We start from the raw sequence: 21,474 nt of genomic DNA on the forward strand, positions 1-21,474 counted from the left end.
CCGGCAGAGTCCGATGCTCTGCCTAGACGCCATCGTGCCCATTCAACACAACTCTGCGCAGCATCGATCGGTACTTGAGCGCCATGAGCACAGCAAGCGGATAGCCCAGGCATCGCATCGGGTTCAGAAAGTGAAGCCAATACGGACGGGCGTACCAACGCTCCATACGCTTCTTGAGGTACTTCTCTTCATATCCCCAGTCAGGCATGATCATCCACAGCATGAGCGGAAAAATCAGGAAGGTGTCGAAAGCAAACGAGGCGCAGACATCCCTGAAGATGATTCGATCGACGAGCTTGAGGTCATCCGCCGAGATATTGCCTTTCAGCACAAGTTGCCGGCATTCGGTGTCCTCGATTCCGATCTCGGTCCATGCATACGAGATGATTTCCCAGACGTAGTATTTCTTCACCATGTCAACGGCCCCTGACGCTTGAGGAGGCAACTCACCGCACATAGCGATACCTCAGCCATGCAGGGCGCTCGCCCGACTGCAGAAATTCCCTGATGGCCGTGAATGCACGGTCTTTACCCATGCACTCTTCAATGAGGTGAGGCCGTATCTCACCATGGGCGATCTTGGTCCGTACTTCCTCAGACGGCGAAACAGGCGCTACGTGATCCAGAGCGCGGTATTCGCTACCGTTTTCATCGAGAAAGATGAGACTGGCATATTCGCCGTACCACTCCACCGCAAAAAAGATATCTACCCATCGCCGTGCACCCAGAATGCGCTGCCACAGCGGGCGCGGGCCAGCATCCGCGCTGAGCGCCAGGCGCCCTTGCGGCAACCGCTCTGCAAGCGCTAATTGTTCAACGAGCGCTTTCAGCGACGACACTGTGGAATCCACCTCGTTCAACTCGATTTCCCATTCGGTGCAAGAAGTTACGTTCATACAAACCTGATATTTAAGATAAAGGCACAGCCGTGTTCATGCGCGCGTGCCATCGCTCCGCTCCGTCCATGCCACCAGAGCCCCAATCAAACCCATCGCGCCCACCAATCCCAAAATCACTCCACGCCCCTCCATCACCCCTGCAAACACCCCCACCAGCATCCCCGCCAGCGGCTGCGACAAATTGTTGAGCATCACAATCACGCCAGTGGTCTTGCCGAGGTCTCTCGGTGGAATGATCTTCTGACGCAGGCTGCGGATGTAGACGTTGAACATTTTGTCAAAGCCGATCACCAGCAAGAAACCGGCGATGTACATCCAGAAGTTGCCAGCCAGCCCCGTGAGCAGGCCGCCGGCCAACATCACGCTGTATGACACCAGGCCCAGGGTGCGCAAGGGCAGCACGGTGCGGGCGATGAACAGCAGGATGATGACGGTGGCAATAGCGCCGGCCGTTTGCAGCAACGCGTAATCGCCCGCAGAGCGCTGCAGCAGCCCGGTCACCATCGCAGCCGAGGTGGCGAGCGTCACGCCGATAACCAGGTTGACGCCGGCTGCCAGCGCAATCACTTTTTTCAGGCCCGGCAGGTGCAGCACCTGCGAAAACGCGGTGCGGATGGGCAGCAGCCAATGGTCCGGGGCGGTCTCGGGCGCGGCCAGCTCAACCGGGTTCTTCCGGTGCCACAAGGTCACGGCGCCGTCGGCCAGCAGAAAGAGCGCCGCGGTAGCTGCCACCACCGCGGGCCATGGCATCCAGCGCAACAGCACTGACGCCAGCACGGGCCCCAGCACCATGCCGAGCTGGTCGGCAATCTGCGCATGGGCCAGCACTTTTTCAAAGCGGTGCTGCCTGAATATCTGCGGCAGCATGACCTCGCGGGCCATCAGGCCCTGCGTGGTCAACACACCGCAGACCGCCGACAGGGCAATCAGCCAGCCGATGCCGCCCAGCCACTGAAAAGCGGCCGCCCCGCCGATGCACACGAGCGCGCGGTAGAGCTGGCTGATGCGCAAAAGCTTGAGAGGCGAAACCCGGTCGCACAGCGCGCCACACACGGGAAAAGCCAGGAAGCGGGGGAGCGTTTCTACCGTGAAGGCGATACCGGACCAGGCCACGCTGCCCGTGATTTCGAAAACCACCAGAGGAACCAGGAAGAGCAGTATCTGGTCGGCAAGCCTGGAAAGGAAGAGGGAGCTATAAAACAGCTGGCCGTTGGCGTTGTTGGCGTTGTCGCGCACCCCTGCTCCCATCGCCTTGCTCCGCAAAGCAGGCCAGATACCTTGCGTATCTGGCTATTATTTTGATAGCGCCTTGCGCTCCTCCTGATTGGGCTGATTGGGCTGATTGGGCTGGCGGCATCTTTTATGCAAAGAACGCCGTCAAGCCCGTACCCCTCATATTCAGCTGCGGTCGGCGCCGTCTTCCTCCGGCCAGTCGCGGATGTAGGCCTTGAGCATCTTGTTTTCGAAGTTCTGGCTGTCCACCACGGCCTTGGCGACGTCGTAGAGGCTGATGACGCCCATCATGACTTTCTGGTTCATCACGGGCATGTAACGCGCGTGGCGTTCCAGCATCATGCGGCGGACTTCGTCGAGTTCGGTCTCCGACGTGCAGGTGAGCGGGTGGTCGTCCATGGCGGTACGCACCAGCGTGCTGCCGATCTCGCCGCCGTTTTTGACGATGCAGACAATCACTTCGCGAAATGTCAGCATGCCGACCAGGTCACCGTGCTCCATGACGACCAGTGAGCCGATGTCTTTTTCGGCCATGATCTGGGCCGCCTTGGCAAGGGGTTCGTCAGGCTGGACGGTGTAAAGCGTGTTGCCCTTCACGCGCAGTATGTCTAGAACCTTCATGGCCATCTCCTCGGTTGTGCTGCTTGCCGGCCCTCATTGTCCCACCACAGCGCGGCAACAGGGAATTCAGTTTAAATATAGCCCACAATCAAACGGCAGGTTGCAAGAATCTGTTCGGGCTCCTGCGATTGCCCGGCGCACCGCCACTTTTTTCTGACTGGAGACAAACCCATGCCCGGTTACTCAGACCCCGGCTTCGACACCCTGGCGTTGCACGCCGGCGCCGCGCCCGACCCCACCACCGGCGCGCGTGCCGTGCCGATTCACCTGACGACTTCTTTCGTCTTCGAATCCAGCGACCACGCGGCCAGCCTCTTCAACCTCGAACGTGCGGGCCACGTCTATTCGCGCATCAGCAACCCGACCAATGCGGTGCTGGAGCAACGCGTGTCGGCCCTGGAAGGCGGCATAGGCGCGATCGCCACGTCCAGCGGGCAGGCGGCGTTGCACCTGGCGATTGCCACCTTGATGGGCGCCGGTTCGCACATCGTGGCCAGCACCGCGCTGTATGGCGGCAGCCAGAACCTGCTGCACTACACCTTGCGCCGTTTCGGCATCGACACCACCTTCGTCAAGCCCGGCGACCTGGATGGCTGGCGCGCTGCCGTGCGGCCCAACACCAGACTTTTCTTCGGTGAAACCGTGGGCAACCCGGGCCTCGATGTGCTGGACATCGAAGCGGTCTCGAGCATCGCCCATGACGCCGGCGTGCCGCTGCTGGTGGACTCCACCCTCACCTCCCCCTGGCTCATCAAGCCCTTTGACCACGGCGCCGACCTGGTCTACCACTCGGCCACCAAGTTCCTGAGCGGCCACGGCACGGTCATTGGCGGCGTGGTGGTGGACGGCGGCAGTTTCGACTGGGAAAAGTCCGGAAAATTTGCCGAACTGACCGAAGCGTACGAAGGCTTTCACAACATGGTGTTCAGCGAGGAAAGCACCGTGGGCGCCTTCCTGCTGCGCGCGCGGCGTGAGGGCCTGCGAGACTTCGGCGCCTGCATGAGCCCGCACACGGCCTGGCTGATTTTGCAGGGCATTGAAACCCTGCCGTTGCGCATGGCGCGGCACATGGGCAACACCGAGAAGGTGGTGCATTTTCTTGCCAGCCACCCGCTGGTGTCGCGTGTGGGCCACCCCATGCTCGAATCGCACCCCAGCCACGCGCTGGCCAAAAAGCTGCTGCCGCGCGGCGCCGGTTCGGTGTTCAGCTTCGACATCAAGGGCAACCGCGAACAGGGCAAGGCCTTCATCGAGGCGCTGAAAGTCTTTAGCCACCTGGCCAACGTTGGCGACTGCCGCAGCCTGGTGATCCACCCAGCCAGCACCACGCATTTCCGCATGAGCGACGAAGCACTGGCGGCCGGCGGCATCACACAAGGCACGATCCGCCTGTCGATTGGCCTGGAAGACCCGGACGACCTGCTGGACGACCTCAAGCGCGCCCTCAAGGCGGCAGAAAAAGCCGCCGTGAAAGCGGGGGCTTAAAGCATGTACCTCGACGTCAACGGCCACAAAACCTATTGCTACACCGGCGGCAAACCTTTCGATGCGGCCAAACCCACTGTCGTGTTTATCCACGGTGTGCTCAACGACCACAGCATCTGGATACTGCAGACCCGCTACTTCGCGCACCACGGCTTCAACGTGCTGGCACCCGACTTGCCCGGCCATTGCAAAAGCGAAGGTGAGCCGCCGCAGTCGGTCGAAGAAGCGGCGGCCTTCATCATCGCGCTGCTCGGTGCAGCCGGCATCAAGAGCGCCTCACTGGTGGGCCACAGCTTTGGCTCCCTCACGGCGCTGCACGCGGCGTCCACTGCATCGCACAGGGTGACGCACCTGGCGCTGCTGGGAACCGCCGCGCCGATGAAGGTTTCGCCCGCGCTGCTGGACAACGCACTGAACCAGCCGATGAAGGCCATCGAAATGGTCAACACTTTCTCGCATTCCATGCTGGCGCCGCCGCCCTCGTCGCTGGGCCCGGGCACCTGGCTGTATGGGGGGTCGAAGGCGCTCATGAAACGGGTGCTGGCCAGCAATACCAAAGTCAACCTGTTCCACCGCGGCTTCAAGGCCTGCGACGACTACACCGGCGGCGAAGCGGCCATTGAAAAAGTACAGTGCCCGGTGCTGTTCATCCTGGGCAAAAACGATTCCATGACCTTGCCAAAAATGGCGGCGCCGCTGCAGACCAAAGCCAAAAATGCCAGGACGGTGATGCTGCAGGCCGGCCACCAGATGATGACCGAAGCACCCGAAGGAGTCTTGTTTGCGCTGAAGGATTTCATCAAGCCATGAGCGTGCTGACGGCCACGCCGGCGATGACGCAGCAGCGTGCGCAGGAAATCGCCGCCAGCTTCGACCTGCGCGCCTTGCCGCCGGATTTTTACGCCAACCCCTATCCGGTGTATGCGCTGCTGCGCGAAACCGAGCCCGTCAAGCGCATGCCGGACGGTTCCTGGTTCCTCACGCGTTATGCCGACCTGGTGGCGGTGTACCGCGACGCGCAGACCTTCAGCTCGGACAAGAAGGTGGAGTTCGGGCCCAAATACGGAGCGGGCTCGGCCCTGTTTGAACACCACACCACCAGCCTGGTGTTCAACGACCCGCCGCTTCACACGCGCGTTCGCAAACTCATCATGGGCGCCCTCACGCGGCGCGCCATTGCTGATATGGAGCCCGGGCTCATCACGCTGGTCGATAGCTTGCTGAATGCGATCGAGCGCCGGGGCGGTGGTGATTTGATTGAGGATTTTGCTTCGGCGATCCCGGTGGAGATCATCGGCAACCTGCTGGGCGTGCCGCATGCCGACCGGGCGCCGCTTCGCGCCTGGTCGCTGGCCATACTCGGCGCGCTGGAGCCCAAATTGACGCCCGAACAGGAAGCCCTGGGCAATGGCAGCGTGCGGGACTTCACGGGCTACCTCAAGGACCTGGTGGCGGACCGGCGCAAACACCCGGGTGACCCGGAACACGATGTGCTGACACGGCTGATCGGCGAAGAAGTGTCGGGTGAAAGACTCAGCGAAACCGAATTGCTGCAAAACTGCGTGTTCATCCTGAACGCCGGCCACGAAACCACGACCAATCTGATCGGCAATGCCTTGGTACTGCTGCAGGAATGGCCGCAGGCGAAGCAACAGTTGCTATCAAAATCAGAGCTGCTCGCGCACATCGATAAAGGGCTAGAGGCCGATTTAACTGTTGAAATCGATGAATTCCTGCGTTTTGAGCCGTCCAACCAGCTGGGCAACCGCCGCGCGCTCAAGGCCTGCCAGGTGGGCGGTGTGGACTTGCCCGAAGGCGCGTTGCTGACGCTATGCATTGGGGCCGCGAACCGCGACCCGGCACAGTTTTCCAACCCCGAACATCTGGACCTGGCACGCCAGGACAACCGCCACCTGGCCTTCGGCTTCGGCATTCACCAGTGTGCCGGGCTTAGCCTGGCGCGGCTTGAAGGCCGCATTGCCATTGGCCGGTTTCTTCAGCGCTTTCCGCACTACCGCCTGACCACCAGCCCCACACGCGGCGGCCGTGCGCGCTTCAGGGGTTTTCTGAAGGCGCCGTTTTCAACGACGGCTACCTGACCTGGCGTTGCGCGCCCACACGGTGCGGCGCCGCTTCCAGCGCCTGCAACAGCGCCTGTGTGGATGGCAAATGGGGCACGGGCCTGACGTCGGTCTGCTCCAGCGACTCCAGCAGGCGGGAAAGGGTTTGCGCATGCGGCGTCAGGGGACCCAGAAAGCGCGTGCCGCCCGCATCAGCAATCAGCAGCGTGGGAAAGGTCTCCACTTCCAGGTCGCCGACCAACGCGGCTTCATCTTCAATGTCCAGCCAGACAAACCGGCTTTCCGGATAGCGCAAGGCCATTTCCGAGAAGACGGCGCCGTAGTCGCGGCAAAGGCCGCACCAGTCCGCGCAGAGGCAAATCACCCAGCGCGTGGGAGCGGCCATTACCGGTGGTTCGCTGTGGGGAATCTCTGGAAGCAAAGCAGATGGCATGCAGACGCAAGAGTGCATAAAGGATGCAGGGGCCGGGTGGCCATGGATTGACTATTATGGCCAGCGCCGCAAAATAAGGAGCACCACCGGATATCCGGCGCAGGAGACAAACCCATGAATGCCATCAGCCCCGATGCGGCCGAAACCGGCGTCACGACACCCGTTGATCCCCGCAGCTTTGCGTCTTTCGCGGATTTTTACCCCTTCTACCTGGGCGAGCACCGCAACGCGACCTGCCGCCGCCTGCACTTTGCAGGCTCAAGCCTCACGCTGCTCTGCCTGGCAGCGCTGCTGATGACCCGCAATCCGTGGTGGCTGCTGGCCGGCCTGCTGTGCGGCTACGGCTTTGCATGGATCGGGCATTTCGGATTCGAGAAGAACCGGCCCGCCTCGTTCAAGCGGCCACTCTACAGCTTCATGGGAGACTGGGTCATGTACCGCGACATGTGGCTCCAGGCCTTGCGGCGCATCAAAGGCACCTGAGCCCGTTTCCCTGCGTGGCCTTGGCCCCCACAACGGGCTCTAACAGACCTTATCGGGGTTTATCAGGAGTCCAGTGACTGCAAGGGACCGGTTTTTAACGCCTTGAGGCAAGCAGCGCCGGCCTGCAACGCCGCTTCATGCGTGGGGTACGGGTGGTCGGAACCTTCAATGCGCAGGTCCGCCATGTGCTCTTCGGCTGACAGCTGCGTGACCACCCAGTAAAAAAGACCCGCTGACGGCTCCTTCACCCGCACCGCGAGCGGCCCGGGCGCATCGGGAACGGCGGCACTCATAAAGACCGCCCGAGTTCATTGCTCACGTCTTTGGCGGCAGGGCCTACTTCCGCCACGGCAACGCGCAGTTCAAGCTCACTGCAATCGAGTGCGCTGACCCAGTATTTCAGGGAGGCTTCCTCGTTGATGTTGATGGGCTCGTTTGTCAGGGCCGGGTCGGCGATCAGGTTCGATGGTGATGTCACGGTTCTCTCCAGCTTGGTTGTCAATTGAGGGGATTGCAACAGATGAAGAGAATCGTGGCGTAAGCATAAAGATGGTCTTGTAAGAATTCCTCCCGCGCGCCTGAAGGCCTAACGGGCGAAAATTTGTGCGGTGCAGCATAAAAATTCTTACAAGGCTTACGTCACCCGAACGGCTTTTGCAGGATGAGGCAATCAGGCTTGAAAACGGGCTCAAACCTGCCTCCTGGCACGCATTTGGGCTGAAGCGGAGTCTTGCCAAATCGCAAGGAGGCCACGTCAGGAGGGCAAAACGATGCGGGTATGCGCCTGAACCGCCGCGAAGGCGCGACGCAAAAAATTAAAGGCCGGACTCGCCGTCTACCCGGATGCCCAACTGCTTGACCTTGACGCGCTGCTCCACGGCCTGACTCCACATTTCGAAGTCTTTATTGGTGGGCGCCGGGCCCTGGCCGGTCTGGTAGGCCCACATTTTCGCCGTCAGCTCTTCGTAGATCTGTCGGGCTTCCTGGTGCGCCTGCCGTTCATGGGCAATGGCGCCGTCCAATTTTTCCCTGGTTGGTGTTTTTGATGGCATTGTCAGTGCGTGAAAAAATCAAAAGCCTGATTTTGTTACAACACGCAGGCAGTCACAAATATCCCCAAACAGGGACTGGTTTTTAGTCCGGATGGACTAGCTCCGAAACCTGCTGATGTGCGGGGTTGGCGGGTCGGAGTCGGCGGTTTACAGCGCGTCGCGTAGCCGTATGGCCGGCCACCGGGCCTTTTCCCACAGGCCCTGAACCGCTTCGGCCTTGTCCAGCAGCAGTTGCTGTATCAATGGCTCCAGCGGCGTGGTGTCGGGGTCGGCCAGCAGCAGGTAACGGGCTTCCACCTCACCCTCGGCTTCATTGAGCTGGCCTACCCAGTCCAGCGCAACCAGTGTTTCCAGTACCGGCTCCAGCTGCAGCCCGTCCACCTGGAGGAGCTCGGCCAGCTGCGAAGCGCTGACACCCTTGCGCGGGGTGGCCAGTGCCCGGTGCAACTGCTGGAGCACTTCAATGGCCAGCTGGAAATGCCAGCCATGTGCGCTGCCGCGGCGGGCCACTCCGGCCAGGAGACTGGGCAGGTACGCGGCAATCACAGCGCCCATCAGCACGATGACCCAGGACACATAAATCCATACAAGGAGGATGGGCAAGGTAGCGAACGCGCCATACACCAGCGAATAGGTCGGCACGGCGCCCAGATACAGGCTCAGCACGCGTTTGGCCACCTCAATGCCCGCAGCCACAAACAGGCCCCCTACCCAGGCATGCGACCACTTCACGTAGGTATTGGGCACATAGCGGTACATCGCCGCCATGCCCCCCGCCACCAGGAAAAACTGCAGGACGCTGAGCAGAAAACGCAGGCTGACGGGCAAAGCGCCCACCAGGCCGCCCGAGGCCGACAGCACATAAGAAGTGACCGCCAGGCTGGCCGCCAGCAGCAGCGGCCCCAAGGTAATGGCAGCCCAATAAATGAGCACACGCTGCGTCAGTGGCCGCGCCTTTTTGACGCGCCAGATACCGTTGAGCGTTCGGTCAATGGTCAGGATGAGCGCGATGGCCGTGACCAGAAGCACGGCCAGGCCCGCGATGCCCAGCTTATTGGCCTGGCGGCTGAATTGCGTCAGGTAACCCAGCACCTGGCGGGCGATGTTGTCGGGGATCAGGCTCTGAATCAGCCAGGCCTGCAGGGCGCCCTGCAACTTCGAGAACATCGGGAAGGCCGTAAAGATGGCCAGCGCCACCGTAAAAAACGGCACCAGCGCGATCGAGGTGGTGAAGGTCAGGCTGCTGGCGGTCAGGCCCATGTGGTCTTCCCGGAAACGGTCACGCAGCGTGAGCGCTGTGCCGCGCCACGGAAAGCGCGACAGGTCGCTCAAGAGGTCCTCGAGATATTGCTGAAATTTCATCCCCGGTATCATGCCACTGACCTTGAACCTGTTGACGGTCCAGCGGGTTCCCATGACCATGAACAAAACAACGCAAATTGACATCACCCGCCGGCTCGCGCTGGCCAGCCTGCTGGGCCTTATCGTGCTGGGCCTGGCCTGGGAAATGTGGCTGGCGCCCATACGCCCGGGCGGCTCATTACTGGCGCTCAAAGTGCTGCCGCTGTGCATTCCACTGGCCGGCATCATGAAAAACCGCATGTACACCTACCGCTGGGTCAGCCTGCTGGTGTGGCTGTATTTCACCGAAGGCGTGGTGCGGGCCTGGAGCGACCGCGCCCCCGGCAACTACCTGGCCTTCATCGAGGTGCTGCTGTGCCTCACGCTGTTTGCCGCCTGCGCGATGCATGTGCGGGTGCGGCTGAAAAACGCCCCCACTGCTTCCAGCGCCTCAAATCCATCAACCCCTTAACCTGAAGCCGAACATCGTGAGCACACACACCCAACTGATTGAGTCCCTGCGCCAGATCGTCGGCGCACCCAATGTCCTGATTGATGGCGACCTGACGCCCTGGGTACAGGACTGGCGCAGGCGTGAAACCGGCAAGGCCCTGGCCGTGGTGCGTCCTGGCTCCACGCCTGAAGTCGCGGCCGTGGTGAAAGCCTGCGCCGCAGCACGCGTGAGCATCGTGCCGCAAGGCGGCAATACCGGCATGGTGGTAGGGTCGACACCCGACGACACCGGCACGCAGGTCGTGCTCAGCCTGACGCGTATGAACAAGGTGCGCACGCTGGACGCCGGCAACCTGACCATCACGGTCGATGCCGGCTGCGTGTTGCAAAACCTGCAGGAAGCCTGCGAAAAAGCCGGCTTTCTGTTTCCCCTGAGCCTGGCCTCGGAGGGAAGCTGCACCATTGGCGGCAACCTCGGCACCAACGCCGGCGGCACCCAGGTCGTGCGCTACGGCAATACGCGCGACCTCTGCCTGGGGCTGGAAGTCGTGACCGCACAGGGTGAAATCTGGGACGGCCTCTCCGGCCTGCGAAAAGACAACACCGGCTACGACCTGCGCCACCTGTTCATCGGCAGCGAAGGCACGCTGGGCGTGATTACCGGCGCCATCATGAAGCTGTATCCCATGCCGAAATCCCAGCTCACCGCCTTTACGGCCGTGCCGTCGCTTGAGGCTGCCGTACAGCTGCTGGGCCTGGCGCATGAGCACCTGGGCTCCGGCCTGACCGGTTTCGAAGTCATGGGCCAGTTCGCACTGGGCCTGGTGGCCAGGCACTTCCCGCAACAGCGCGTGCCTTTCTGGCAGGAGCACGCCTGGTGCGTGGTTCTGGAGAACTCGGACAACGAATCCGAAGCCCATGCGCGTGAATGCTTCGAGCGACTCCTGGAAGCCGCCATGGAGGCCGGCTGCGTTGCCGACGCCGTGGTCGCCGAGAGCATGGCGCAAGCCCATGCGCTGTGGCACATCCGTGAAAGCATCCCGATGGCGCAGGCCGAAGAGGGCCTGAACATCAAGCACGACATCTCGATCAATGTGTCGCGCATTCCCGAGTTCGTGACTGAAACCAATGCGCTGCTGCTGGAGCGTTTTCCGGGTGCGCGCATGGTCGTCTATGGCCATTTGGGCGACGGCAACCTGCACTACAACGTGCAGGCGCCGGAGAATGAAGACCAGGCGCGTTTCCTGAACGAGCAGGAGACGCCGATGAATGCCCTGGTCTACGAAGCGGTGGACCGCTACCGGGGCTCGATCTCGGCCGAGCACGGCGTCGGCAGCCTCAAGGTCAACACGCTGCCCAAGCACAAATCACCCGTGGCACTGGACATGATGCGCGCCATCAAACAGGGCCTGGACCCTCATAACCTGATGAACCCGGGACGGGTGCTAAAGGCATAATTGAAGTCTTGGCCGCCCGCCGCCATGACGCGCCCCCGGCACCCCCTCTGACCTCTAGCCGACTGGTTTTTAATGACCCGCCCTATCCGCTCCCAATACGAAGATTTCATGCGCCATGTGGACACCCACGGCGCCTTCAAGGCCGACCGCACCGGCACCGGTACGAAAAGCGTCTTTGGCTACCAGATGCGGTTTGACCTCAACGAAGGTTTTCCGCTGGTGACCACGAAGAAGGTCCACCTCAAGTCCATCGTGCATGAGTTGCTGTGGTTTCTGCAGGGCTCGAGCGACAACAACTGGCTAAAGGCGCGCGGCGTCTCCATCTGGGACGAATGGGCGCGTGAAGACGGTGACCTGGGCCCGGTTTATGGCGTGCAATGGCGAAGCTGGCCAACGCCGGATGGCGGCCACATCGATCAGATCAGCGAAGTCATCAAGACGCTGAAGACCAACCCTGATTCGCGCCGCATCATCGTGAGCGCCTGGAACGTGGCCGACCTCTCCAAGATGGCGCTCATGCCCTGCCACGCGTTCTTCCAGTTTTATGTCGCACCTTCTGAAGTGCAAGGCCAGCCGGGCAAGCTCAGCTGCCAGCTCTACCAGCGAAGCGCCGACATCTTCCTGGGCGTGCCCTTCAACATTGCCAGCTATGCCCTCCTCACCCACATGGTGGCGCAGCAATGCGGCCTGGGTGTGGGCGATTTCATCTGGACCGGTGGCGACTGCCACATCTACAGCAACCACCACGAGCAGGTGGCATTGCAACTGAGCCGCAAGCCTTTTGCCTACCCCACGCTGCAGATCAAGCGCAAACCCGAATCGATCTTTGACTACCAGTTTGAAGATTTTGAATTTCTGGACTACCAGCACCATGACGCCATCAAGGCGCCGGTGGCGGTGTGACATCCGTGCAGGCCGGCGCTCCATCCGCAGCGTCGGCTTCCACATTCAATTCGCGGCAACGGTTTTCACTCACACTGCTGGCTCTGGCCTCGGAGCTGATCTTTGTGACGGTGGTCATCTTGCCGATCGCGCCCTTCGTGATGCTTCAGGCCGCCATTTGGGGACCCGGTTTTGCCGCAGTGTTTGGCTTCGCGGCCTTTCTCTTCCTGTGGTGGCTGGTCCAGCCCTCGCCCGGCACGGTTGGCCGGCACACCATTGGCCGTGAAGATGCACCCGCACTCTTTGAGATGGTGGACGGCTTGTGCACCGGCGCCGCGGCGCCGCGCATCCACCGCATCGTGCTGGACAACGAACTGAACGCGGCGGCTTATCAAACCGGCGGTTTCCTGTCGTTGTTTGGCAGCCGCCGCACTCTCATACTGGGTGTCCCCTTGCTGAAGATGCTGAACAAGGACGAAGTGAAAGCCGTCATCGCGCACGAGCTGGGGCACTTTTCCCGCAACCACGGGCGTCTGGGTCACTGGATCTACAGGGTGCGGGCCAAATGGGACCACTACCTTCACATGCAAGGCAACGACAGCTTCGTGGATGGGGGGCTGAAGGCCATCGCGTCCTGGTTTGTTCCCTACTTTGTCTCGCGATCATCCAGCTGGTCCCGTCAGTGTGAATTCGAGGCCGACGCCGTCGCAGCGCGGACTTCCTCAGCGCGCCACCTCACCGACGCTCTTGCCAGGCTGGAATTTATTTCTTTTCTTCTGGCCCGGAAACTGCCCACACAACTGAGCAGCCTGCGCATGCAATCGACGCAAGCGCCCGGCAACTTCTGGGGGCTGACATCCGATCTTGTCGAGGCCCATGGCAGCTTCATGCCGCAGGCGCTCGCGGAGGGAGCCAGCCGCCCACGGCGTGCGCAAGACACCCACCCGCCGCTGCATGAACGTGCGGCGGCGCTGGGCCTGCAGGTCGAGTCGCCTCCGCTTGAAACCTCGCCCTGTGCTGGAGACATGCTTCTGGGCAAAGAGTGGACCCGGTTCCTGACGGCCTGCAATGAGGATTGGCAGAAAAACACGCAGGCCAACTGGCGATTCGACCACCTACGGATGCGGTGGCTGGTGGCCGGTGGGGTGCATGTGCTCTTCTCCGAACAAACGCCCGCCCAGACCGAACTGGCGACGGCGATTGTGCAAGAGCAGTTGCAGAGCGACGACTCAAGCCTGGCCCTGCTGTCTGCAGCGGCAGCCCGCCATCCCGAAATGGCCATGGCCCGGTTCTACTTCGGCCTGGCGTTGCTCGAAAGAGGCGACAACGCCGGCGTCGAGGAATTGCGGCAATCGATCCGGCTGGACAAACGCATCGCCCTCGGGGCGCAGAACGTTATTTGCGGCTATCTCGCATCGCACGGCGACCCGAAGGCCGCACGTGAAGCCGTCATACGCCGCCGCTACACGCACAGGAGGCTGACGCCGCTGTATGAGCAGTTGTGGGAGGCCCTTCTGTGCCGCCCTGTACGCGCCATCGCACCCGGTGCGGTGCCGCTTCTGGCGGAGGTGCTGGCGGGTGAACCACTGACCGACGGCTGCTGGGCGGTGCAGCTGGACCTGCCCGACGCGGCGAACCTTTCCCACACCGTGAATATCCTCGTGGTGCGGATTGACCATGAGCAAGCCCATAAAACCGGCCTTGGCGAAGACGATCTTCGCGCGCGCTACCAGAACTACCTTCAGGCCGTCACACCGCCCGACCAGCTGGCGATGGTGAACACGGTCTATACCTCCGAGGCGCTCAATCCACGCCTGCTCAAGCAACTGCAGGCCGTTCCCGGCAGCGTCGTCATCGCGCCGGCCAGGCCCCTGAATCTGGATATCATCCGGATTGATTCCATCTGAACACCATGAAAATCCGCATGATCTTCGCCCGCGCCGCCAATGGCGTGATAGGCCGCGACAACACCATCCCCTGGCGCCTGCCGGAAGACATGGCGCGCTTAAAGCGCCTGACCACCGGCTGGCCGGTCATCATGGGCCGCAAGACCTGGGATTCGCTGCCGGTGAAATTCCGGCCGCTGCCGGGCCGCGCCAACATCGTCATCACGCGGCAGCCTGATTGGAAAGACACCGGTGCCTCGACGGCCGCGAGCCTGGCCGACGCGTTGGCGCTGTGTGCCTCGTCGGCCGAAGTTTGGATTCTGGGCGGCGCGCAAATCTACGCGCAGGCGATGCCGCTGGCCGAGCGCATCGAAGTCACCGAGATTGCCGAAGAGATTGAAGGCGACGCCTACGCGCCGACGCTGGGGCCCGAATGGCGGGTGGCCGCGCGTGAAGACCACGTGTCAGCCAACGGAATGAAGTTCAGCTTCATCACCTATCAAAAATAGACCTGTAATAACTCAAGCAACGCATAACAACACACAAAGGAACTGATATGTCAGGAGGCGGATTTCACGTACACGGGCCCCACGACCATGAGCTCGAGCATGCGGCGCAGGGGGGTCATGGCGGCCACGACAACGGCGGCATGATCGCGCAAATCGCGGTCATCACGGCCATCATTGCCACCATAGGCGCCATCTTTGCGTACATGGGCGGTGCCACGCAGGCCAATGCGGGCCTGTATAAAAACAACGCGGCCATCAAGAAGACGGAAGCTTCCAACCAGTGGAATTACTTCCAGTCGAAAAGCACCAAGCAGTCGCTGGCCGAACTCGCCCGCGACCTGGCGCCAGAGGACAAAAAAGCCGGCTACCAGGGCAAGGTAGACCGCTACGAAAAGGAAAAGAACGAGATCAAGGTGGTCGCCGACAAACTGGAAGCCGAGGCCACCACCTGGGACAAATCGTCCGATGAGCAGATGCACCAGCACCACCGCTGGGCGCAGGCTACCACGGTGCTGCAGGTGGCCATTGCCCTGGCGGCCATTGCGCTGCTGACCCGCAAGAAGTGGCTTGAATACGGCATGTTCGTCGTGGCCGGCGTGGGGCTGGTCATCGGCGTATTTGCCTTGCTACATATTTAATAGCTGCTGGCGCAGGTCCTTATTGGGCTGGAGCACTAAATCATGAAAATTTCCACCTGGAACGTCAACTCCCTCACTGCGCGGCTCGCGCATGTGCTGAACTGGCTTGCGGCCAATCCAGTCGATGTGTTGTGCCTGCAAGAGCTCAAGATGACGGACGACAAGTTCCCGCTGGAAGCGCTCAAGGCCGCCGGCTATGAGGCCGCCGCATTCGGCCAGAAAACCTACAACGGCGTGGCGATCCTTTCGCGCACGCCGCTGCGCGACGTGGTGAAAAATATTGTCGGTTTTGAGGACGAGCACTCACGCGTTATTGCCGCCACGGTGGACGGCCCTGCGGGCCCCATCCGGGTGCTGAACGGCTATTTCGTCAATGGGCAGGAGCCCGGCAGCGAAAAGTTCGCCTACAAGATGCGCTGGCTGGGAGGTCTGCAGGCTTATGTGCGCGCGGAGATGGCAGCCCACCCACAACTGGTGTTGCTGGGCGACTTCAACATCACACCGGAAGACCAGGATTCGTTCGACCCGGAGGGCTTGCGCGACACCATTCACCACACGAAGGAAGAGCGTGAGCATTTCCGCCAGCTGGTGGCGCTGGGCCTGACCGACAGTTTCCGCATGTTCGAGCAGCCGCCCAAAAGCTTTTCATGGTGGGACTACCGCATGCTCGGTTACCAGAAGAACCGTGGCCTGCGCATCGACCACATCCTGGTCAGCGACGCCCTGAAGCCGCAAGTCAAAGGCTGCACCATAGACCGCGTACCGCGCAAATGGGAAAAGCCCAGCGACCACGCGCCGGTGACCCTGGAATTGAGCTAACCCCCGTCCAGGCTCACTGCGTGTAGCCCGTTCCCCCCTTTCAGGGGGCGAGGCCAGCGGTCTGGCAAAGCCAGTCCCGCGGCCTCCGCTGGTGAAAATCCCCGCTGGTCACGCCACTGAACTCTTCAAGCCAGCATGAGCCGTGGAACCGGCTTTGCCGGGCCACAGGCGGGCGGCCCCCTCGGGGGGCAGCGACCCACACGCAGTGGGGGAGCGTGGGGGCTCCATCTACTCCAGATTGAGTTCCTGAATCTTGCGCGTGATAGTGTTGCGGCCTATGCCCAACTTTTGAGCCGCCTCAATGCGGCGCCCGCGTGTATTGACCAGTGCGGTCTGGATCAGCTTGGATTCAAAACGCCGGGTCAGCACATCCCACACGTCGCTGCGACCGGTCGCCAGCAACGCCAGAGCTTCTGCTTCAAGACCACTTTCCCAGCTCTGTTCAGGGCCAGAGACCGGCGGAACCGGTACGGCCGCTTCAGCCCCATGGCTGGCAGGAATTTTCTCCGCGGCGCCTGCCGACCACTCCACTTTGGCCACCCCAGCCTTCTCGGCAAAAACCGGGTTTCTGCCCGATTCGGGAACAATGCCCAGCACTTCGGGTGGAAGATCCTTGGGCTCAATCACCTGCGCCGGTGCCATAACGGTGAGCCAGTGGCAAATGTTTTCAAGCTGGCGCACATTGCCGGGGAAACCAAAGTTGCTGAGCTGCTGCAGCGCCGTGTCGGAAATCCGCTTGGGCTCCACACCGAGCTGCTTGGCGCTTTGCTGCAGGAAGTGGCGTGTCAGCATGAAGACATCCTCGCGCCGCTCGCGCAGTGCGGGCAGGCGCAGGCGGATCACGTTGAGGCGGTGGAACAAATCCTCGCGGAAGCCGCCTTCCTTGACGCGCTGCTCCAGGTCCTGGTGGGTAGCGGCGATCACACGCACGTTGGCCTTGACGGCGTTGTGCCCGCCGACGCGGTAGAAATGGCCGTCGCTCAGCACACGCAAAAGGCGCGTCTGCAAGTCAAACGGCATGTCGCCGATTTCATCGAGGAAGAGCGTACCGCCCTCAGCTTGTTCAAAGCGGCCGCGCCGCATGGTCTGCGCGCCGGTGAACGCGCCGCGCTCATGGCCGAACAGTTCGCTCTCCAACAAATCCTTGGGGATGGCCGCGGTATTAATGGCCACAAAGGGCCCGTTGGCGCGGGGCGAATGCTTGTGCAGCGCACGCGCCACCAATTCCTTGCCTGAACCGGACTCACCGGTGATCATCACAGTCACCATGCTCTGGCTCAGCCGTCCGATGGCGCGGAAAACGTCCTGCATGGCCGGCGCCTGGCCAAGCATTTCGGGCGCGGAGGCCATGCGCTCTTCAGCCACCTCTTCGCGCTGGCTTTCTTCCACTGCGCGGCGAATGAGTTCTACCGCCTTTGGCAGGTCAAACGGCTTGGGCAGGTATTCAAAGGCGCCGCCCTGGAAGGCGGACACCGCGCTGTCAAGGTCGGAGAACGCGGTCATGATGATGACTGGCAGGCCGGGGAGCTTTTCCTTGACCTTTTCGAGCAGATCCAGACCAGAGCCGCCCGGCATGCGTATGTCGCTCACAAGAATTTGCGGCCCTTCATCCTCCGTCGCGCTTTCCAGTGCGGCGAGAACTTCGCGGGGATTGGTGAAACTGCGCGTAGGAAGGTCCTCGCGGAGCAGGGCCTTTTCCAGAACAAACCGGATGGACTGGTCATCATCAACGATCCAGATCGGTTTCATGTAGTGCAGTCCCTTTTTTCGTGCTTTCAATGCAGGGCTTTCTGGAACCCTCTGCACGATCGCGTTATGTATCAATCATGGCTGAGAACACATTTCAAGGCAGCGGTATCAGCAGCTTGAAATCTGTACGGCCCGGCACACTGTCGCACTCAATCAAACCGTGGTGTTGCTGGACAAAGGTTTGCGCCAATGTCAGCCCCAGCCCCGAACCACCTTCCCGCCCGGATACCAGCGGATAGAAAATGCGGTCTTTGATGGAGTCCGGCACACCCGGTCCATTGTCGATAACATGCAATTCCAATGCCAAGCGATAGCGCTGCTTGCCAAAAGTTACCTGCCTGGCGATTCTTGTCCTGAAAGTGATGTGCGCATTGCCCGCCGCGACCCGTTCCGCCAAAGCCTGCGCGGCGTTGTGTGCGATGTTCAGCACCGCCTGAATGAGCTGTTCGCGGTCTCCGCGGAAATCAGGAATCGAGATGTCGTAGTCGCGCGTAACCCTCAAACCTTTTGGGAACTCCGCCAGGATCAAGGAGCGGACGCGCTCACACACTTCGTGAATATTGACATCGCCCACCAGATGCGGGCGGCGGTGCGGGGCCAGCAAACGGTCTACCAGCGTCTGCAGCCGGTCTGCCTCATGGATGATGACCTGGGTGTATTCGGTCAGGTCCTTGCCGATTTCCATCTGCAGCAATTGCGCAGCGCCGCGAATACCGCCCAGCGGGTTTTTGATCTCGTGGGCCAGGTTGCGGATCAACTCCTTATTGGCCTGCGCCTGGTCGATCAGGCGTTCTTCGCGCTCCTGCTTGGCTTGCTGCTCCAGCGGCAGCAGCTCCACAATCGCCTCACCCGGGGTGTCGGTTTGCGCCACCACCACATGCACGGGCAGCGGTTCGTGGTTCAGGCGCCTGAGCCACGCGTCGTAACGCAGGGCGGCAAATTCATTGCTGCCCGCACCCTCCAGCGCATTTTGCAAAATGAGCGGCTCGGTAAAGCAATCGGGGAGCTGTGAGCCTTCAATGGTCCGCCGCGAGGTGCCCAGCGCATCTTCCAGCGCGGCATTGGCAAACACCACGGTGCCGTTGGTACGCACCACTGCCACCAGCGTGGCCAGCAGGTCAAACGCCTGAAAGCGCGGGGGAAGTCCTTTGACCGGGACGGACGATAAAGCGACGCGGATGGAGGGCTTGTTCAAGCCGTCCATTTTCCTCCAGAAGCCGGCTTACTGGGACTTGCCGCGCTGGTTTAATTGGCGACGAGCGCAGCAGGCGGGGGGCCAGGCAGGCGGGAAATTTCGCGCTTCAGGCCGGCAATATCACTCTGGTTACGGGTGATGCTGTCCTTGAGCTCGGCCACGCGGTCCAGGTAACGCTGGTAGTTACGGCCTTCAATGCCCTGTTTCTCAGGTTCGCCGTTGTTGAATTCTTTTTGCTGCTCGGCCAGCTTGGCTTCGGCCTTTTTCAGTTCGGCCTCAAGGATGGCGCGCGAATCGTTGTCGCGGGCCCGCTGTTCGGGGCTGCCATCGGTGCGCGGGCCGCTAGAGCCTGCGGCCGCAGCCACGCGAACCGCGGCTTTGGGCACCGGCGTGCTCTGCATCACCGTCACATTGCCGCCGGACAACAGTTTGCAGCTCCGGGTTTGGGCGTCTTTTGTGTTGTTGATGTATTCAGGGGCCGCACCCCCGACTCCTGCACAGCGGTATACCTGCTGCGCCCATGCAGCATTCCCCGCGCCAGCCAGCAGCAACGACAAGGTAGAAAGCAATAAGGTGTGTTTCATAGGTACTCCCGATGCCCAATAAGGGCGAGGACGGTCTATCAGTATGCGGCAAAGGCGCCGAAATACAAAGCCAGCAAACCCACAACCGGCCGGGGCAATAAAAAAGGACGGCATCTGCCGTCCTTTTTTGACCACAAACTGTGTAAATAAACAGTAAGCGGTTGGGCTTTCGCCCCCCTGATTACAGGGAGTAGTACATCTCGAATTCGATGGGGTGGGTCGCCTGGCGCAGGCGGGTCACTTCACCCATCTTCAGTTCAATGTAGGCGTCAATCATGCTGTCGGTGAACACACCGCCCTTGGTCAGGAAGCTGCGGCCCACGTCAAGCGCGTCCAGCGCCTGGTCCAGGCTGTGGCAAACGGTTGGCACTTTTGCATCTTCCTCGGGTGGCAGATGGTACAGATCCTTGGTGGCGGCTTCGCCTGGGTGGATCTTGTTTTCCACGCCGTCCAGGCCGGCCATCATCAGGGCCGAGAAGCCCAGGTAAGGGTTCATCAGTGGATCGGGGAAACGCGCTTCGATACGGCGGCCCTTTGGATTGGCAACGTAAGGAATGCGGATCGATGCCGAACGATTTTTAGCCGAGTAAGCCAGCTTGACCGGCGCCTCATAGCCAGGAACCAGACGCTTGTAGCTGTTGGTGCCTGGGTTGGTGATGGCGTTCAGGGCACGTGCGTGCTTGATGATGCCGCCGATGTAGTACAGGGCGAAATCAGACAGGCCTGCATAGCCGTCACCGGCAAACAGGTTTTTGCCGTCTTTCCAGATGGACTGGTGAACGTGCATGCCGGAGCCGTTGTCGCCGACAACAGGCTTGGGCATGAAGGTGGCGGTTTTGCCGTAGGCGTTGGCCACGTTCTGCACGACGTATTTCAGGACCTGGGTCCAGTCGGCGCGCTGAACCAGCGTGCTGAAACGGGTACCGATTTCGTTCTGGCCGGCGCCGGCCACTTCGTGGTGGAACACTTCGACGGGGATGCCCAGCGATTCGAGGATCAGGGCCATCTCGGCGCGCATGTCTTGCGTGCTGTCGACAGGAGGCACGGGAAAGTAGCCGCCCTTGACGGTAGGACGGTGGCCGCGATTGCCGCCTTCGAGCTTGGCGCCGGAGTTCCAGGGTGCTTCGTATTCTTCGATCTTGAAGAAGGTGCCCGACATGTCAGTGTTCCAGCGCACGTCGTCAAAGATGAAGAACTCTGGCTCAGGGCCGAAGTAAGCGGTGTCGCCCAGGCCGGAAGCCTTGAGGTAAGCCTCTGCGCGCTGCGCGATGGAGCGCGGGTCGCGGTCATAGGCTTTGCCGTCGGCGGGCTCGAGCACGTCACAGCTCATGAACAGAGTGGTTTCTTCAAAGAACGGATCGATGTTGGCCGTCTTTGGGTCAGGCATCAGTTGCATGTCGGAGGCTTCAATGCCCTTCCAGCCGGCAATTGAGGAGCCGTCGAATGCATGGCCCGACGTGAATTTGTCTTCGTCAAAGTGGGACACGGGCACGGTCACGTGCTGTTCTTTGCCCCGGGTATCGGTAAAACGGAAGTCAACAAACTTGACCTCGTTTTCCTTGACCATTTTCATGACGTCTGCGACGGTCTTTGCCATCAAAATCTCCTGTTGCTGGATGGGTGGTTGAAAAATCTATTCGGGCTGTCGAATGCACTTTTTGTGCCACAGACATT

Annotated in this window: 24 protein-coding genes; 11 read left to right on the top strand and 13 right to left on the bottom strand. The window is 61.2% G+C overall.

What is annotated here, in order from left to right:
- Positions 1-22 precede the first annotated feature (22 nt).
- From AC1DZE_RS00185 to AC1DZE_RS00200, 4 genes are all read right to left on the bottom strand, one after another.
- Positions 23-415 (bottom strand): hypothetical protein, encoded by a 393-nt coding sequence (locus AC1DZE_RS00185; RefSeq protein WP_477667908.1) that lies wholly within the window; start codon positions 413-415, stop codon positions 23-25.
- Between the two features lie 31 nt (positions 416-446).
- On the bottom strand, positions 447-896 hold the full coding sequence (locus AC1DZE_RS00190) for a hypothetical protein (RefSeq protein ID WP_477667909.1): 450 nt from the start codon (positions 894-896) through the stop codon (positions 447-449).
- Between the two features lie 36 nt (positions 897-932).
- Positions 933-2,147, bottom strand: a complete 1,215-nt coding sequence (locus AC1DZE_RS00195) for an MFS transporter (protein ID WP_477699661.1) — start codon at positions 2,145-2,147, stop codon at positions 933-935.
- A 150-nt stretch (positions 2,148-2,297) separates the two neighbouring features.
- Positions 2,298-2,753 (bottom strand): CBS domain-containing protein, encoded by a 456-nt coding sequence (locus AC1DZE_RS00200; RefSeq protein WP_457280097.1) that lies wholly within the window; start codon positions 2,751-2,753, stop codon positions 2,298-2,300.
- A 171-nt stretch (positions 2,754-2,924) separates the two neighbouring features.
- Between AC1DZE_RS00200 and AC1DZE_RS00205 the strand changes: the two genes are divergently transcribed.
- Genes AC1DZE_RS00205 through AC1DZE_RS00215 form a run of 3 tightly spaced genes read left to right on the top strand, consistent with a single transcriptional unit; the run spans position 2,925 to position 6,337 of the window.
- Positions 2,925-4,238, top strand: coding sequence for an O-acetylhomoserine aminocarboxypropyltransferase (locus tag AC1DZE_RS00205; protein ID WP_477667911.1), 1,314 nt, complete (start codon positions 2,925-2,927; stop codon positions 4,236-4,238).
- 3 nt (positions 4,239-4,241) lie between these two features.
- Complete coding sequence (locus AC1DZE_RS00210; RefSeq protein WP_477667912.1) at positions 4,242-5,048, top strand: alpha/beta fold hydrolase; 807 nt, start codon at positions 4,242-4,244, stop codon at positions 5,046-5,048.
- Positions 5,045-6,337 (top strand): cytochrome P450, encoded by a 1,293-nt coding sequence (locus tag AC1DZE_RS00215; RefSeq protein WP_477667913.1) that lies wholly within the window; start codon positions 5,045-5,047, stop codon positions 6,335-6,337. Before AC1DZE_RS00210 ends, AC1DZE_RS00215 begins: the two co-directional genes overlap by 4 nt.
- Here AC1DZE_RS00215 and AC1DZE_RS00220 read toward each other — a convergent pair.
- Positions 6,330-6,704 carry a thioredoxin family protein gene (locus AC1DZE_RS00220; RefSeq protein WP_477667914.1) on the bottom strand — a complete coding sequence of 125 codons (375 nt, stop codon included), beginning with the start codon at positions 6,702-6,704 and terminating at the stop codon, positions 6,330-6,332. The two genes, AC1DZE_RS00215 and AC1DZE_RS00220, sit on opposite strands and share 8 nt — an antisense overlap.
- Before the next feature lie 162 nt (positions 6,705-6,866).
- Between AC1DZE_RS00220 and AC1DZE_RS00225 the strand changes: the two genes are divergently transcribed.
- Positions 6,867-7,235 carry an Mpo1-like protein gene (locus AC1DZE_RS00225; protein ID WP_477667915.1) on the top strand — a complete coding sequence of 123 codons (369 nt, stop codon included), beginning with the start codon at positions 6,867-6,869 and terminating at the stop codon, positions 7,233-7,235.
- 62 nt (positions 7,236-7,297) lie between these two features.
- On the opposite strand, the gene AC1DZE_RS00230 is transcribed toward AC1DZE_RS00225, so the two are convergent.
- From AC1DZE_RS00230 to AC1DZE_RS00245, 4 genes are all read right to left on the bottom strand, one after another.
- The gene (locus AC1DZE_RS00230; protein WP_477667916.1) at positions 7,298-7,528 is read right to left on the bottom strand and encodes a hypothetical protein; all 231 of its coding nucleotides are present in this window, start codon (positions 7,526-7,528) and stop codon (positions 7,298-7,300) included.
- Positions 7,525-7,713, bottom strand: a complete 189-nt coding sequence (locus AC1DZE_RS00235; protein WP_477667917.1) for a DUF3606 domain-containing protein — start codon at positions 7,711-7,713, stop codon at positions 7,525-7,527. The genes AC1DZE_RS00230 and AC1DZE_RS00235 overlap by 4 nt, the downstream gene beginning before the upstream one ends.
- Before the next feature lie 337 nt (positions 7,714-8,050).
- Positions 8,051-8,257, bottom strand: coding sequence for a hypothetical protein (locus tag AC1DZE_RS00240; RefSeq protein ID WP_477673826.1), 207 nt, complete (start codon positions 8,255-8,257; stop codon positions 8,051-8,053).
- Between the two features lie 177 nt (positions 8,258-8,434).
- On the bottom strand, positions 8,435-9,649 hold the full coding sequence (locus AC1DZE_RS00245; RefSeq protein WP_477667919.1) for a YihY family inner membrane protein: 1,215 nt from the start codon (positions 9,647-9,649) through the stop codon (positions 8,435-8,437).
- A gap of 58 nt (positions 9,650-9,707) precedes the next feature.
- Between AC1DZE_RS00245 and AC1DZE_RS00250 the strand changes: the two genes are divergently transcribed.
- From AC1DZE_RS00250 to xth, 7 genes are all read left to right on the top strand, one after another.
- Positions 9,708-10,100 (top strand): DUF2069 domain-containing protein, encoded by a 393-nt coding sequence (locus AC1DZE_RS00250; protein WP_477668901.1) that lies wholly within the window; start codon positions 9,708-9,710, stop codon positions 10,098-10,100.
- A 16-nt stretch (positions 10,101-10,116) separates the two neighbouring features.
- Positions 10,117-11,538, top strand: a complete 1,422-nt coding sequence (locus tag AC1DZE_RS00255; RefSeq protein WP_477667920.1) for an FAD-binding oxidoreductase — start codon at positions 10,117-10,119, stop codon at positions 11,536-11,538.
- Positions 11,539-11,610: 72 nt separating this feature from the next.
- Positions 11,611-12,441, top strand: coding sequence for a thymidylate synthase (locus AC1DZE_RS00260; protein WP_477667921.1), 831 nt, complete (start codon positions 11,611-11,613; stop codon positions 12,439-12,441).
- Positions 12,438-14,327, top strand: a complete 1,890-nt coding sequence (locus AC1DZE_RS00265) for a M48 family metallopeptidase (RefSeq protein ID WP_477672820.1) — start codon at positions 12,438-12,440, stop codon at positions 14,325-14,327. The genes AC1DZE_RS00260 and AC1DZE_RS00265 overlap by 4 nt, the downstream gene beginning before the upstream one ends.
- Before the next feature lie 5 nt (positions 14,328-14,332).
- On the top strand, positions 14,333-14,815 hold the full coding sequence (locus AC1DZE_RS00270; protein ID WP_477667922.1) for a dihydrofolate reductase: 483 nt from the start codon (positions 14,333-14,335) through the stop codon (positions 14,813-14,815).
- A gap of 47 nt (positions 14,816-14,862) precedes the next feature.
- Positions 14,863-15,453: a DUF4337 domain-containing protein gene (locus AC1DZE_RS00275; RefSeq protein WP_477672819.1), complete on the top strand. Its 591-nt coding sequence runs from the start codon at positions 14,863-14,865 to the stop codon at positions 15,451-15,453.
- A 42-nt stretch (positions 15,454-15,495) separates the two neighbouring features.
- Positions 15,496-16,272 carry an exodeoxyribonuclease III gene (gene xth / locus AC1DZE_RS00280; RefSeq protein ID WP_477667924.1) on the top strand — a complete coding sequence of 259 codons (777 nt, stop codon included), beginning with the start codon at positions 15,496-15,498 and terminating at the stop codon, positions 16,270-16,272.
- 228 nt (positions 16,273-16,500) lie between these two features.
- Here the strand turns inward: xth and ntrC are convergent, their stop codons facing one another.
- From ntrC to glnA, 4 genes are all read right to left on the bottom strand, one after another.
- On the bottom strand, positions 16,501-18,021 hold the full coding sequence (gene ntrC / locus AC1DZE_RS00285; protein WP_477667925.1) for a nitrogen regulation protein NR(I): 1,521 nt from the start codon (positions 18,019-18,021) through the stop codon (positions 16,501-16,503).
- A gap of 94 nt (positions 18,022-18,115) precedes the next feature.
- On the bottom strand, positions 18,116-19,225 hold the full coding sequence (gene glnL / locus AC1DZE_RS00290; RefSeq protein WP_477667926.1) for a nitrogen regulation protein NR(II): 1,110 nt from the start codon (positions 19,223-19,225) through the stop codon (positions 18,116-18,118).
- 41 nt (positions 19,226-19,266) lie between these two features.
- On the bottom strand, positions 19,267-19,800 hold the full coding sequence (locus AC1DZE_RS00295) for a hypothetical protein (protein WP_477667927.1): 534 nt from the start codon (positions 19,798-19,800) through the stop codon (positions 19,267-19,269).
- A gap of 181 nt (positions 19,801-19,981) precedes the next feature.
- Positions 19,982-21,397 (bottom strand): type I glutamate--ammonia ligase, encoded by a 1,416-nt coding sequence (gene glnA / locus AC1DZE_RS00300; protein ID WP_431097519.1) that lies wholly within the window; start codon positions 21,395-21,397, stop codon positions 19,982-19,984.
- Positions 21,398-21,474 lie beyond the last annotated feature (77 nt).

It is taken from the genome of Polaromonas sp. P1_F1, from assembly GCF_056405795.1.